This window comes from Pedobacter sp. FW305-3-2-15-E-R2A2 (assembly GCF_038446955.1).
Classification (GTDB): domain Bacteria; phylum Bacteroidota; class Bacteroidia; order Sphingobacteriales; family Sphingobacteriaceae; genus Pedobacter.
Map to the genome: position 1 here is coordinate 6,983,600 of NZ_CP151803.1, position 14,076 is coordinate 6,997,675.

Below are 14,076 nucleotides of genomic sequence, written 5' to 3' on the forward strand. Positions count from 1 at the left end.
TCAGATTCTGACTTGAAAAAATAGCTTTGGTTTTCATGTACTTTGAAACGGTACTATCTTACCTCGCTACGCTATAAATGACATCTCTTTAATGAACTTTTCGAATCTCCTCGCGGTTCTTCTTTTATGTTGCAATCTTCGTTTCTCTGTTTCCTCCAGGTCTTAATGTTCCTGGTGTCAGTTTCAAACTTCTGATCGTTTCAGTCTTTTTATTTTTGTTACTAAACTCCGTTTGGTAACCCCCGTTTTTGTTGGGACTGCAAAGGTAGAAATCTTTTTGTTATTGTCAAGCTTTTTCTTAAACTTTTTTACTTTGTTTTATCTGGTTATTAAACCGGTCAAAACAACCTCTGACATCTCTCTACTGCAATCTTTCAAATCCTTCTCTCTGTATCAACCTCAATCTTTCTCTTCCTCCGAAGCGGGATGCAAAAGTAGGATTATTTTTGCTCCCTGCAAACTTTATTTACATAAAATTGTATTTATCTTAACATAAGTCCAAATATCTGCAACAATTCCCCCGCTGATCAATCCTCAACACACTAAGCCTTAGTTGTATTGATCAATGTATTCCAGGAAACGGGGATTCAGTTTTATTTTCATAGGAATCCCTTAAATACCAGGATTAAGCCTTAAAATGATTAAATCACCAGATGGTCTGCGCCGATCCAGGTAACGGGCAGGCTCCTTTCTCTCTTATTCCTGAGAAGAAAAGAAACAAACAGACTTCTTTTCCTCCATTATATTAACGAAACCTTTAACGATTAATAAACAAGAGCAGCAACCGGGAGCTTAATTTCAGCAACAACATCCATATTCCTGTCCACATTCAAATGGGATATATTGTTTTTAAAGCCAGCTATTGATTAAACTTTGCTAAGTGCCGCATATATTCTATTTTAGATAAACTATGAAAGCACCTCTCCTATTAACCCAGCTATTTCTTTATGTCTTTGTTTTGCTCAGCTTTACCGCCAGCTCCCAGGATAAAAATCTAAAACTTGTATTCATACGACATGCTGAACGTCCTGAAGATGGAAATAACCTTACCTGTAAAGGATTTAACCGTTCCATACAATTGCCTGCAGTATTATATAAGAAATTCGGCAAGCCATCTGATATTTATGTTCCGGCGATAAATCTTGGCAAAAAGACCAGCAGGGCGAGGATGTTTCAAACCATTACCCCTTTTGCGGTGAAATATAACTTAACCATAAACTCGGCTTATGACGAAGGAGATCACAAACATATTAGCAAAGCGCTCTTAAAAGAGAAGGGTACTGTCATTATTGTTTGGGAGCATAAAGAGATTCAAAAACTGATCAATGCATTGGGCGTAAAATTTGTAACTCAAAAATGGGCTTCCAATGACTATGACAGCATATGGGTGGTCACTTTTTCGACAGGAACACCTGTGCTGAAAAAAGACAAGCAAGGTTTAAATCCATCTTCCAACTGTAATTTCTAGTTTTACATATCACCTGGTCGTTAATTTCAGGAGAACGGACTTTTACTATTCTGCTCTTTTAGAAAAACATCAAAGAAAAGGGGAAGAATTATGCCAAAGCCTCTTCCATCAAAAACAGAAAAGAGGGATTTAAGCATCCGATAGTGTAGGTTCAAAATAAATTCTTTTTCAATTAAAAACAATTACAGATGGATCGAAAGCGCACCTATTCAAAGAAATGGAAAGAAGGCAGCGAGGTTAGTCCGCTTCCTGAAGCAAGAACTACCACAGGTATTAAAGCAATAAGTTTTGAATGAAGGTGATGATTGCCGGAAGTTCAATTGCTAAGCAGGGTTGATCCACAATAACTCTTTATCAATGCTGTTCAGATCATTAACATCAGGAAAGCTTATATATACCGCACTCGGAGAAACAAAAGAGCTCTACTGAAGAAATATGAAACGCTGATCGTACCAGGGGAGTTGTTGATTAAGAAATCAGGAGTTCGATGTACCAGAGCCAATCCTTCCAGGTGCCCTGAAAAGCTTATAAACCATCATGTTCATCTTCTGGAAGCAGCAAAGGCTCTTAACCTGACAGAAAATGCTTATAGGATCAAGCTGATCTCAGAAAGATCCATTAATGATTTTTGGAACCAGTTCGTGCAAATTCCCGAAAACCCTATAAACAAGAAAAGCCTGTAGTTTTCACTACAGGCTTACTTTAAGATTTGGCACCGACCTACTCTCCCACGTGTTACCGCAGTACCATCGGCTCTGGTGGGCTTGACTTCTCTGTTCGGAATGGGAAGAGGTAGACACCACCGATATAGGCACCTAAATATTTTTATTGTTTTCTTGCTCCTTATTGGTGCGGTCAAACAATGACATATTATTGAAAGAAGTTAAGTTAGGAAGAACAAACAACAGTTTATTGCTCTTGAAAGCTTCGGATTATTAGTATTACTCGACTTTGATGTCACCACCTTTACATCTGTAACCTATCAACGTAGTAGTCTGCTACGGTCCTATATGGAATTCTCATCTCGTGGCTAGTTTCGCACTTAGATGCTTTCAGCGCTTATCTATTCCCAACGTAGCTACTCTGCAATGCCCCTGGCGGAACAACAGATTCACTAGAGGTTAGTCCAACCCGGTCCTCTCGTACTAAGGTCAGCCCCACTCAAAATTCCTACGCCCACAACAGATAGGGACCGAACTGTCTCGCGACGTTCTGAACCCAGCTCGCGTGCCACTTTAATCGGCGAACAGCCGAACCCTTGGGACCTTCTCCAGCCCCAGGATGTGACGAGCCGACATCGAGGTGCCAAACCTCCCCGTCGATATGAGCTCTTGGGGGAGATCAGCCTGTTATCCCCAGCGTACCTTTTATCCTTTGAGCGATGGCCCTTCCATGCAGAACCACCGGATCACTATATCCGTCTTTCGACCCTGCTCGGCTTGTCTGCCTCACAGTCAAGCAAGCTTATGCTATTGCACTCCTCATACGGTTACCAAGCGTATTGAGCTTACCTTTGAAAGCCTCCGTTACCTTTTTGGAGGCGACCACCCCAGTCAAACTACCCATCAAACAATGTCCCCCCCAGAGAGGGGTTAGACACCGAATACAAAAAGGGTGGTATTTCAACGTTGACTCCACAACACCTAGCGATGCCACTTCATAGTCTCCCACCTATCCTACACATCTTGTATCCAATGTCAATGTTAAATTGTAGTGAAGGTGCATGGGGTCTTTCCGTCCCGTTGCGGGTACCCGGCGTCTTCACCGGGACCACAATTTCACCGAGCTCATGGCTGAGACAGCGCCCAGATCGTTACACCATTCGTGCAGGTCGGAACTTACCCGACAAGGAATTTCGCTACCTTAGGACCGTTATAGTTACGGCCGCCGTTTACTGGGGCTTCGATTCAATGCTTCTCCTTGCGGATGACATCCCCTCTTAACCTTCCAGCACCGGGCAGGTGTCAGGCCTTATACTTCATCTTTCGATTTTGCAAAGCCATGTGTTTTTGTTAAACAGTCGCCTGGGCCTTTTCACTGCGGCTGATATTGCTACCAGCGCCCCTTCTCCCGAAGTTACAGGGCCATTTTGCCGAGTTCCTTAGCCATGATTCACTCGAGCACCTTAGAATTCTCTTCCCGGATACCTGTGTCGGTTTGCGGTACGGGTTTTTATAACCTGAAGCTTAGCGGTTTTTCTTGGAAGTCTGATTACCTGCGCTATCTACGCCCCCGAAGGTTTGCAGTACTATCGGGTTTCAGCTAAGTCTGCGGATTTACCTACAGTCCTAATACCTACGCCCTTTAACGATCTATTCCGTCAGATCGCGGCAGTGTCACTACTCCGTCCCCACATCGCAGTTATAAAAAGTACTGGAATATTAACCAGTTGTCCATCGAATATCCCCTTCGGGTTCTCCTTAGGCCCCGACTAACCCTGATCCGATTAGCGTTGATCAGGAAACCTTATCCTTTCGGTGGGCGGGTTTCTCTCCCGCCTTATCGTTACTTATGCCTACATTTGCTTTTCCAGAAGCTCCACCACAACTTACGTCATAACTTCGCTGCCGCTGGAATGCTCCCCTACCGTAATATTAATATTACCCATAGCTTCGGTGTATAGTTTAATGCCCGTTTATTATCCATGCCCGATCGCTCGACTAGTGAGCTGTTACGCACTCTTTAAATGAATGGCTGCTTCCAAGCCAACATCCTAGCTGTCTATGCAATCGGACCTCGTTAGTTCAACTTAACTATAACTTGGGGACCTTAGCTGATGGTCTGGGTTCTTTCCCTCTCGGCCCGTGACCTTAGCACCCCGGGCCTCACTGCAGTGTATATTATATAGCATTCGGAGTTTGTCTGGATTTGGTAGGATTTGACTCCCCCGCACCCAATCAGTAGCTCTACCTCTATATAACTTAACCACCACGCTGTTCCTAAAAACATTTCGGGGAGTACGAGCTATTTCCCAGTTTGATTAGCCTTTCACCCCTACCCACAGATCATCCGGAAACTTTTCAACGTTTATCGGTTCGGTCCTCCAGTACGTGTTACCGCACCTTCAACCTGTCCATGGGTAGATCACAAGGTTTCGCGTCTACCTCCCCTGACTATACGCCCTATTCAGACTCGCTTTCGCTTCGGCTGCGTGTCTTAAACACTTAACCTTGCCAGAGAAGAGTAACTCGTAGGCTCATTATGCAAAAGGCACGCCGTCACGCCACCTGGACGCTCCGACCGCTTGTAAGCACACAGTTTCAGGTTCTATTTCACTCCCCTGTTCGGGGTTCTTTTCACCTTTCCCTCACGGTACTGGTTCACTATCGGTCTCTCAGGAGTATTTAGCCTTACCGGATGGTGCCGGCAGATTCCCACAAGGCGTCTCCGACCTCGCGGTACTCAGGATACTACTAGGCTAATGTTACTTACGTGTACGCGGCTCTCACGCTATATTGCCAGGCTTCCCATCCTGTTCCACTTCATTTCATTAATACCACATCGTAGTCCTACAACCCCACATATGCCGTAACATAAGTGGTTTGGGCTCTTTCCCTTTCGCTCGCCACTACTTAGGAAATCATTATTATTTTCTCTTCCTCTGCTTACTTAGATGTTTCAGTTCGGCAGGTTTGCGTATTATATACGACTAGTCTTCAACTAGCCAGGTTTCCCCATTCGGAAATCTTCGGATTAATTCATATTTGCTAATACCCGAAGCTTATCGCAGCTTATCACGTCCTTCATCGCCTCTGAGAGCCAAGGCATCCCCTGTGTGCTCTTATTTACTTTCTTCTCTCCATAGCCTTTTGCGCCTATGGAAATGCTTTTTTTGATTTATTGTTATCTCTACGGATTGAATAATTGCTTATTCCTTCCTTCAAGCTAACAACGTCTCTATTGTTGTTTGCTCTTCTTTTTTAACTTCTTCCAATATGTCAAAGAACTTTAGTTCCCCTGATCACAATCCGTGATCATATTTATCAGCCTTTTGTATTAGGCATGGGTAATGGTGGAGAATAACGGAGTCGAACCGTTGACCTCCTGCGTGCAAGGCAGGCGCTCTAGCCAGCTGAGCTAATCCCCCTTAGAATATATCTGTAGTCCCGAGCAGATTTGAACTGCTGACCCCTACATTATCAGTGTAGTGCTCTAACCAAACTGAGCTACGGGACTATTTACCTTTTGAAACCGGTATTGTCTGAGGTGTCTCACACATTCCTTGTTTCCTCTGGTTAATACCTTCCTTCAGTATGGAACACTATATCGATGTTTCATCCTATGGGTTTTTCTTTTGAGATTTTTTTGTCATTTATATCATTTACGTAGCGAGTAGTCTGAACTACTCCAGAAAGGAGGTATTCCAGCCGCACCTTCCGGTACGGCTACCTTGTTACGACTTAGCCCCAGTTATCGGTTTTACCCTAGGACGCTCCTTGCGGTTACATACTTTAGGTACCCCCAACTTCCATGGCTTGACGGGCGGTGTGTACAAGGCCCGGGAACGTATTCACCGCGTCATTGCTGATACGCGATTACTAGCGAATCCAACTTCAAGAGGTCGAGTTGCAGACCTCTATCCGAACTGTGAATGGCTTTTTGAGATTTGCTTGCTGTTGCCAGCTTGCTGCCCTCTGTACCATCCATTGTAGCACGTGTGTAGCCCCGGACGTAAGGGCCATGATGACTTGACGTCGTCCCCTCCTTCCTCTCTGTTTGCACAGGCAGTCTGTTTAGAGTCCCCACCTTAACGTGCTGGCAACTAAACATAGGGGTTGCGCTCGTTGCGGGACTTAACCCAACACCTCACGGCACGAGCTGACGACAGCCATGCAGCACCTAGTTTCGTGTGATTGCTCACTGACCTATCTCTAGATCATTCACTAACTTTCAAGCCCGGGTAAGGTTCCTCGCGTATCATCGAATTAAACCACATGCTCCTCCGCTTGTGCGGGCCCCCGTCAATTCCTTTGAGTTTCACCCTTGCGGGCGTACTCCCCAGGTGGAATACTTAACGCTTTCGCTTAGCCGCTAACTGTGTATCGCTAACAGCGAGTATTCATCGTTTAGGGCGTGGACTACCAGGGTATCTAATCCTGTTTGATCCCCACGCTTTCGTGCCTCAGCGTCAATGACACCATAGTAAGCTGCCTTCGCAATCGGTGTTCTGTGACATATCTATGCATTTCACCGCTACTTGTCACATTCCGCCTACCTCTAGTGTATTCAAGCTCATCAGTATCAAGGGCACTGCGATGGTTGAGCCACCGTCTTTCACCCCTGACTTAATAAGCCGCCTACGCACCCTTTAAACCCAATAAATCCGGATAACGCTTGGATCCTCCGTATTACCGCGGCTGCTGGCACGGAGTTAGCCGATCCTTATTCCTTCGGTACATTCAGCTACTTACACGTAAGTAGGTTTATTCCCGAATAAAAGCAGTTTACGACCCAGAGGGCTGTCTTCCTGCACGCGGCATGGCTGGTTCAGAGTTGCCTCCATTGACCAATATTCCTTACTGCTGCCTCCCGTAGGAGTCTGGTCCGTGTCTCAGTACCAGTGTGGGGGGTCATCCTCTCAGATCCCCTAGTCATCGTGGTCTTGGTGAGCCGTTACCTCGCCAACTAACTAATGACACGCATGCCCATCTTAATCCTATAAATATTTGATCATTGTACAATGCTGTACTGTGATTTTATGCGGTGTTAATCCGAATTTCTTCGGGCTATCCCCCTGATTAAGGTAGGTTGCATACGCGTTACGCACCCGTGCGCCACTTTCGTGAAGAGCAAGCCCTTCACTATCGTTCGACTTGCATGTATTAGGCCTGCCGCTAGCGTTCATCCTGAGCCAGGATCAAACTCTCCATTGTAAAATGTGTTGTTTGAACGCTGACCATTCTTAACTTGTTAATAATAGTCTTTATTCTTTTTTGTATTGTCTGTCAGATTCTGACTTGAAAAAATAGCTTTGGTTTTCATGTACTTTGAAACGGTACTATCTTACCTCGCTACGCTATAAATGACATCTCTTTAATGAACTTTTCGAATCTCCTCGCGGTTCTTCTTTTATGTTGCAATCTTCGTTTCTCTGTTTCCTCCAGGTCTTAATGTTCCTGGTGTTAGTTTCAAACTTCTGATCGTTTCAGTCTTTTTGTTTTTGTTATCAAACTCCGTTTGGTAACCCCCGTTTTTGTTGGGACTGCAAAGGTAGAAATCTTTTTGTTATTGTCAAGCTTTTTCTTAAACTTTTTTACTTTGTTTTATTTGGCTACTAAACCGATCAAAACAACCTCTGACATCTCTCTACTGCAATCTTTCAAATCCTTCTCTCTTTTCACTTTCACTGTTTCTCTTCCTCCGAAGCGGGATGCAAAAGTAGGAAAATTTAACCGGTCTCAAAACAATTCAGCCATTATAATTGTATCACATCCCTAACTACATGATTTACAACAAGAAAAACTCAAGACGACCTTAATGTAAATTCTACACCAAGTCAAAATCACTTAAGAAGATGGATAAAATCAAATTAAATGGCCAATCCCTGACCTGCATATACTAACATATATACTACAGATGAATAGAAAACGACAGGCTCCAAAGCTGCGTTTAAAACTAAACTATAACCCGAATGGGCAGGTATACTCTCAATTTTTCCAAAAGAACCTCTCAAAGAACAGAAAAACCAACACCAAACCGCCGACACCAACCTCTAACAACACAGAACACTATTCCTGCGGCAGTCAGCAATTCAGGACCGAATTCGTTAATTGATTACTCAACGGCGAATGCATTCGATTCAACGGATTTACATTTGAGGCAATAGACACTAATCCATATTCGATTCCGCCAACAAAATCTCAAAAATTCAAAGCCATCTGACCCCATAAAGCAACAAGGTGACCATAACCAAGTTCTCGCTAATAGCAGAAATGACCCTTATTATTTCAAATAATGATCACGGTCATTTATTATCCTGACATCAAACCGGAAATTTGATCATTATACACATCAAATGATTATCTATAAAACTTTCAGTTTTGATTCCGCACATTATTTACCCCTGGTTCCTGCAGGACATAAATGCGGTGGAATGCACGGACACACCTATACACTTAAAGTATTCATTAGCGGAGATCCGGAACCACATTCCGGTTGGGTTATAGATTATACAGATCTAAAGAAAGGAATTAGTCCTCTGATCGAAATACTCGACCATAAAATACTCAATGAAGTCCCCGGATTGGAAAACCCAACCAGCGAACAACTCAGTATCTGGTTATGGGATAAAATAAAGCCGGTATTTCCAGGCCTGACGAGAATTGAATTGAATGAGACTCCCAGTTCAGGTGTGATATATGAAGGATAACACCAACAAAGGCATTGCCATCTGGTTATACTTCGGTGCATTTGCTATTTTTCTTCAGATTCTACTTGGAGGAATCACCAGATTGAGCGGCTCCGGATTATCTATTACCGAATGGAAACCACTAATGGGCTTCCTCCCCCCCTTAAATGAAAACGACTGGCAGTTAAGTTTTGATAAATATAAACAGATTGCTCAGTTTCATGTAGTCAATGCGCATTTCTCACTCGAAGATTACAAATCCATCTACTTCTGGGAATGGCTTCACCGGAATTGGGCAAGGTTTATTGGCCTGGCTTTCATTTTCCCATTTCTCTATTTCGTTATAAAAAGAAAAATGAACCTCAAACTACTCAGTCAGATCCTCGTATTGTTTCTATTGGGGCTATTGCAAGCCGTCATAGGATGGCTTATGGTACAAAGTGGTCTTAATGATACAGACATCAGTGTAAGCCACATCAGGCTCGCCATACACTTCGTAGCTGCAGTAATTCTATTGTGCTACACCCTTTGGCTTGCCTTTACTTTAAGTCTCGATCATATCAAGATGAGGCATAGGCTGAGGTTTAGTACATTAAATATCACCATTCTGGGGATTCTTTTTATTCAGCTGATTTATGGGGCATTCATGGCAGGAACCCGTGCAGCACTTGCGGCCCCCACATGGCCTGACATGAATGGATTCATTATCCCTCCATCCCTACAAAACCAATCCATTACCCTTAGCTATTTAACAGGAAATTTATTGGCCATTCAATTTATCCACCGCACACTTGCCTATATCATTTGCGGACTCGTTCTTATTCTTTATTTAAGAAGTGTCTCCTGGAAAATTAATTCCCTACTCTCCTATATTCGGCTATTCCCACTGCTACTTGTAGGAATTCAGGTGATTTTCGGAATCACCGCCTTACTGAAAAGCATCGGACCTCATTACCCATCTTTTGCCCTGTTCCACCAGTTTACAGGAATTCTTCTGACCATCTCACTTTTATTGTTGTTATTTTTAAACCTAAAAAAGAACTAGTCCAGCGTTCCGGAATACCCAATAAATCCTCAGCATCTTAACAGATAGTTGATCAGAAAGACAAACAAGGAAGATCAAACATCCGGGATCAAAACCTATTTCGTAACTCCAGGCGACAGATTGCGTGCTAAAACTAGAGAAAGCCAAGAAACCGGGCAAGATCAAAAAATCAGGCATAAAAAAAATAGGGTGCCTTTTGGACACCCTATTTTTTTTATCTATTAAAGAAGGATTAAGCTCCTAATTGTACACGTTTGAATGCAGTAACAGTTAAACCGTTAGCAGTATCATTTAAGAATTTACGAACGTCTTTAGAAGAATCTTTAACGAATTCCTGGTTTAATAAAGTACTGTCTTTGTAAAATTTATTCAATTTACCAGCAGCAATTTTTTCTACCATTTCTTCAGGTTTACCTTCAGCACGGATTTGTTCTTTAGCGATTTCAGTTTCACGCTCGATAGTAGTTGAATCTACGTCAGCTTTATCTAAAGCTACCGGGTTCATTGCAGCGATTTGCATAGCTACATCTTTACCAGCTTCATCAACACCTGCAACATCCTGGTTTAAAGCAACCAATACACCTAAACGGTAGTTACCGTGGATGTAAGGAACAACTTTTTCACCTGAAACAGTTTCGAATTTAGAGATACCGATTTTTTCACCGATTTTACCAGTGTTTTCGATGATGATATCAGAAACTTTCTGACCATCAATTTCTAAAGATAAAAGCTCTTCTAATGAAGCAGGATTTTTATCGATAGCAAGATCAGTGAATTTGTTAGCTAAAGCTACGAAATCAGCATTTTTAGCCACGAAGTCAGTTTCGCAGTTTAATTCAACAACAACACCACGTTTACCGTCTGCTGTAGCTTTTGCGATAACAACACCTTCGTTAGAATCACGGTCCTGACGTGAAGCTGCTACTTTAGCACCTTTTTTACGTAAGTAATCAACCGCTGCTTCAAAATCACCGTTAGTTTCGATTAATGCTTTTTTGCAATCCATCATACCTGAACCGGTTTGCTGGCGTAATTTGTTTACATCTGCTGCAGAAATTTGTACTGTAGACATCTTATTTCTTTTTTAAGTTTTTATTAAAAAATTATGGGTTGTATAGTGTTTGTTGTTAGGAAAACCTGCAACGCACAACATACAACCCACATTCAATTATTTAAGCTTCTTCGCTAGTACCTTCTTCAGTATCAGCATTTACTTTTTTTCTTCTTGCACCAGGAGCAGCAGCTTCAGGAGCATCAGCAGCAGCTTTAGCAGCTACAGCTTCTTTTTCAGTTTCTTCGTCTTTCTCACGTTTGCGCTCATCTAAACCTTCTTCGATCGCTTTGATGATAACATCAGTGATTAAAGAGATAGATTTAGTAGCATCATCATTCGCAGGAATTGGGAAATCGATGTTAGAAGGATCAGAGTTAGTATCAACCATTGCAAATGTTGGAATGTTTAATTTCAACGCTTCGCTAACAGCGATGTGCTCTTTTTTAACGTCAATTAAAAAGATAGCAGCTGGTAAACGGTTTAGATCCGCGATACCACCTAGTAAGCTTTCCAATTTAATACGCTCACGTTGGATCATTAAACGCTCTTTCTTAGAAAGGATCGAATAAGTACCATCTTTAGTCATCTTATCGATGTTAGACATCTTTTTGATTGACTTGCGAACAGTAGCAAAGTTAGTTAACATACCACCTAACCAACGCTCAGTTACGAAAGGCATGTTTACTTTTTTTGCTTGATCAGCAACGATTTCTTTAGCTTGTTTCTTAGTAGCTACGAAAAGAATCTTACGACCAGATTTAACGATCTGTTTGATTGCTGAAGCAGCTTCTTCAGTCTTAGTTAAAGTTTTATTTAAATCTATGATGTGGATTCCATTGCGCTCCATGAAAATGTAAGGCGCCATTTTTGGGTTCCATTTACGGGTAAGGTGACCGAAGTGTACACCTGCATCCAATAAGTCTTGATATGTAGTTCTTGCCATTGTGTTTGTCTCCTTAAGATTAACGTTTACTGAATTGGAATTTCTTACGTGCTTTCTTACGTCCTGGTTTCTTACGTTCAACCATACGCATATCACGGGTCATTAACCCTTTAGCGCGTAATGCTGGTTTTTTCTCAGCATCCAATTCCACAATAGCTTTAGCGATAGCTAAACGAACTGCTTCTGCCTGACCTTTGATACCACCACCAGCTACATTTACGTTTACATCATACTGACCTGTCAATTCAGAAACTTCGAATGACTGGTTTACAATGTATTGTAAAGGCAATGTTGGGAAATATACTTTATGGTCTTTACCGTTTACGGTAATTGTGCCGTTGCCTTCTTTTAAATAGATGCGTGCAACAGCAGTTTTTCTTCTTCCTGAAGTGTTAGTAACTGACATTTCTTTCTTCCTTTAATTAAAGTGTAATGGTTGTTGGTGATTGTGCTGCATGAGGATGTTCTGTACCTGCATAAACATATAAGTTGGTGTATAATTTTGCACCAAGTTTAGTTTTAGGTAACATACCACGCACCGCTTTCTCGATAACACGCTTAGGATGTTTCGCCATTAACTCTTTAGGAGAAATGAAACGCTGACCACCTGGGTAACCAGTGTAAGAAATATAGCGTTTATCGCTGAATTTATTTCCTGTCAATTTAACCTTGTCTGCATTAATAACGATAACGTTATCACCGCAGTCTACGTGTGGGGTATACTCAGGCTTGTTTTTACCACGGATGATCATAGCGATCTTCGATGACAAGCGCCCCAAAATCTCGCCTTGTGCATCAACAACAACCCACTGTTTGTTAACAGTTTTTGCATTGGCAGAGACAGTTTTGTAACTTAACGTATTCACTTGCTTGTATTTAATTTGTTAAACAATTATTTATTCACCCTTAAATTTAGGGACTGCAAAGATAGACAGAAATATTTAAATCTCAAACAGTTGACGCGATATTATTTGTTTATTTAACATCAGCATAAAATACAACACGAATTCAGACCCCAAAGAATTCCCCCTTTATCACAGGTCAAATCCAGAACAAATGGCAATCAGCAGCCAACAAATTGTTCTGAAACATCGGCTTTATTCAATTTTTTCATTCGGTCTGACCCGAAATAACAGCGCTATAAAACAAGGTCATGATCAGATCGAAACTGCCTCTAATGAACCCCGGATAGAACAGGGATCAAACAGGGATAGAACACGGATAGAACAGGGACAAATTCCGTGTTTGATCCCTGTTTCATCCGAGCTTTATGCTAAGCTCATCAGACCTTGTTTCGAGCCTGCTCCTATCCAATCTCCAGCATCAACAAAACTTTAAACCAAAAATTCCAAACCGCGATCAGCGCAGCAATCACAAGAATAATTTTAAGATCATAAAATCAGGCATTCCGGATACAATTACCGGCCGACATCAACTTACAACCAGCTCAAATTAAAATGCGACTCTCGTCATAGAAAATAGCCAGAAATCTATTCTTTATTCCGGTAAAGACAGAAGAATACCAAGTGGATGGTGATACAGGAAACAAATAATGCGGTCAGCACTATATAGTTTAAAGTATTGGAGAAGTAATGATAAGCTATTGATGAGCGGACAATATGAATCAGTCCGACCAAAAGAAATGCCGCAAAACACAGACAGCCTAACCCCAGCGTACCAAGAATCAATCCCGGTTTTTTCCACCCCTCCTGTCCATTTTTAACCACAAGAACATTGAAAACCACCACAACCAAAAGCCCAAAAATCACTACATTACCTCCATTTAAAAGAAACATCAACAGATAAGCGATGGCTAATAAAATATTGGCATAAGAAAGGATCCTAAACATTTTACCTAATTTACAACATCTCCCTGCAATTTACGGAGAACCACAAACTATTCGGCATCGTCTTTGTTAACTAATTGATTAAAAAAAAGAATTATATGAAACGATCGGGAGTATGCTGTTCCTGATCCATCATTCAACCAAAAAACACATTAATATGAAAAAGGAAACCAAAATCATTGCAGGTTTATTGGCAGGAGCTGCCCTGGGAGCTGCCATCGCATTAATATTAGCATCAGATAAAGATGGAGAAATGAAAGATAAAGTATCCGATTGGTTTTGTGATTTATTAGATTCCTCCAAAGAAAAACTGGTAGATGCTGCAGGTCATGTTAAAGATACCATCGCTAAAGTTAGAGCTTAAGAGAATT

General features: G+C 41.9%; 9 protein-coding genes, 2 tRNA genes and 3 rRNA genes. 4 read left to right on the plus strand and 10 right to left on the minus strand.

Features of this window, described 5'->3' with window-relative positions:
* Positions 1-910 precede the first annotated feature (910 nt).
* On the plus strand, positions 911-1,468 hold the full coding sequence (locus AAFF35_RS28445; protein ID WP_342329831.1) for a histidine phosphatase family protein: 558 nt from the start codon (positions 911-913) through the stop codon (positions 1,466-1,468).
* A gap of 707 nt (positions 1,469-2,175) precedes the next feature.
* On the opposite strand, the gene rrf is transcribed toward AAFF35_RS28445, so the two are convergent.
* The 5 genes from rrf to AAFF35_RS28470 form a co-directional block, all read right to left on the minus strand.
* Positions 2,176-2,287 (minus strand): 5S ribosomal RNA (gene rrf, locus AAFF35_RS28450).
* Positions 2,288-2,384: 97 nt separating this feature from the next.
* Positions 2,385-5,263 (minus strand): 23S ribosomal RNA (locus tag AAFF35_RS28455).
* Positions 5,264-5,478: 215 nt separating this feature from the next.
* A tRNA-Ala gene (locus AAFF35_RS28460) sits at positions 5,479-5,555 on the minus strand.
* A 14-nt stretch (positions 5,556-5,569) separates the two neighbouring features.
* A tRNA-Ile gene (locus AAFF35_RS28465) sits at positions 5,570-5,644 on the minus strand.
* A 175-nt stretch (positions 5,645-5,819) separates the two neighbouring features.
* A 16S ribosomal RNA gene (locus AAFF35_RS28470) occupies positions 5,820-7,341 on the minus strand.
* The 16S, 23S and 5S rRNA genes sit together here with 2 tRNA genes alongside, the layout of an rRNA operon.
* Before the next feature lie 1,142 nt (positions 7,342-8,483).
* On the opposite strand from AAFF35_RS28470, the gene queD reads away from it, so the two are divergent.
* Entirely contained in the window at positions 8,484-8,837 is a 354-nt protein-coding gene (queD, locus tag AAFF35_RS28475; RefSeq protein WP_342329832.1) for a 6-carboxytetrahydropterin synthase QueD, read from the plus strand.
* Positions 8,827-9,861: a COX15/CtaA family protein gene (locus AAFF35_RS28480; RefSeq protein ID WP_342329833.1), complete on the plus strand. Its 1,035-nt coding sequence runs from the start codon at positions 8,827-8,829 to the stop codon at positions 9,859-9,861. The genes queD and AAFF35_RS28480 overlap by 11 nt, the downstream gene beginning before the upstream one ends.
* 232 nt (positions 9,862-10,093) lie before the next feature.
* On the opposite strand, the gene tsf is transcribed toward AAFF35_RS28480, so the two are convergent.
* The 5 genes from tsf to AAFF35_RS28505 all read right to left on the minus strand — a co-directional run bounded on the left by tsf (position 10,094) and on the right by AAFF35_RS28505 (position 13,708).
* A complete protein-coding gene (gene tsf, locus AAFF35_RS28485; RefSeq protein WP_074613149.1) occupies positions 10,094-10,933 on the minus strand; it encodes a translation elongation factor Ts in 840 nt (279 codons plus the stop codon).
* A gap of 100 nt (positions 10,934-11,033) precedes the next feature.
* On the minus strand, positions 11,034-11,858 hold the full coding sequence (rpsB, locus tag AAFF35_RS28490; protein WP_069378173.1) for a 30S ribosomal protein S2: 825 nt from the start codon (positions 11,856-11,858) through the stop codon (positions 11,034-11,036).
* A gap of 19 nt (positions 11,859-11,877) precedes the next feature.
* Positions 11,878-12,264 (minus strand): 30S ribosomal protein S9, encoded by a 387-nt coding sequence (gene rpsI, locus AAFF35_RS28495; protein WP_069378174.1) that lies wholly within the window; start codon positions 12,262-12,264, stop codon positions 11,878-11,880.
* Between the two features lie 16 nt (positions 12,265-12,280).
* Entirely contained in the window at positions 12,281-12,724 is a 444-nt protein-coding gene (gene rplM / locus AAFF35_RS28500) for a 50S ribosomal protein L13 (protein WP_073237599.1), read from the minus strand.
* A 624-nt stretch (positions 12,725-13,348) separates the two neighbouring features.
* The gene (locus tag AAFF35_RS28505) at positions 13,349-13,708 is read right to left on the minus strand and encodes a hypothetical protein (protein WP_342329834.1); all 360 of its coding nucleotides are present in this window, start codon (positions 13,706-13,708) and stop codon (positions 13,349-13,351) included.
* Positions 13,709-13,862: 154 nt separating this feature from the next.
* Between AAFF35_RS28505 and AAFF35_RS28510 the strand changes: the two genes are divergently transcribed.
* Positions 13,863-14,069 carry a YtxH domain-containing protein gene (locus AAFF35_RS28510; protein WP_074611525.1) on the plus strand — a complete coding sequence of 69 codons (207 nt, stop codon included), beginning with the start codon at positions 13,863-13,865 and terminating at the stop codon, positions 14,067-14,069.
* Positions 14,070-14,076 lie beyond the last annotated feature (7 nt).

Coding starts and splice junctions, on each gene's coding strand:
- AAFF35_RS28510 (WP_074611525.1), top strand. CDS start 13,863: ATGAAAAAGGAAACCAAAATCATTGCAGGTTTATTGGCAGGAGCTGCC.
- queD (WP_342329832.1), top strand. CDS start 8,484: ATGATTATCTATAAAACTTTCAGTTTTGATTCCGCACATTATTTACCC.
- rpsB (WP_069378173.1), bottom strand. CDS start 11,858: ATGGCAAGAACTACATATCAAGACTTATTGGATGCAGGTGTACACTTC.
- rpsI (WP_069378174.1), bottom strand. CDS start 12,264: ATGTCAGTTACTAACACTTCAGGAAGAAGAAAAACTGCTGTTGCACGC.
- AAFF35_RS28445 (WP_342329831.1), top strand. CDS start 911: ATGAAAGCACCTCTCCTATTAACCCAGCTATTTCTTTATGTCTTTGTT.
- AAFF35_RS28505 (WP_342329834.1), bottom strand. CDS start 13,708: ATGTTTAGGATCCTTTCTTATGCCAATATTTTATTAGCCATCGCTTAT.
- AAFF35_RS28480 (WP_342329833.1), top strand. CDS start 8,827: ATGAAGGATAACACCAACAAAGGCATTGCCATCTGGTTATACTTCGGT.
- tsf (WP_074613149.1), bottom strand. CDS start 10,933: ATGTCTACAGTACAAATTTCTGCAGCAGATGTAAACAAATTACGCCAG.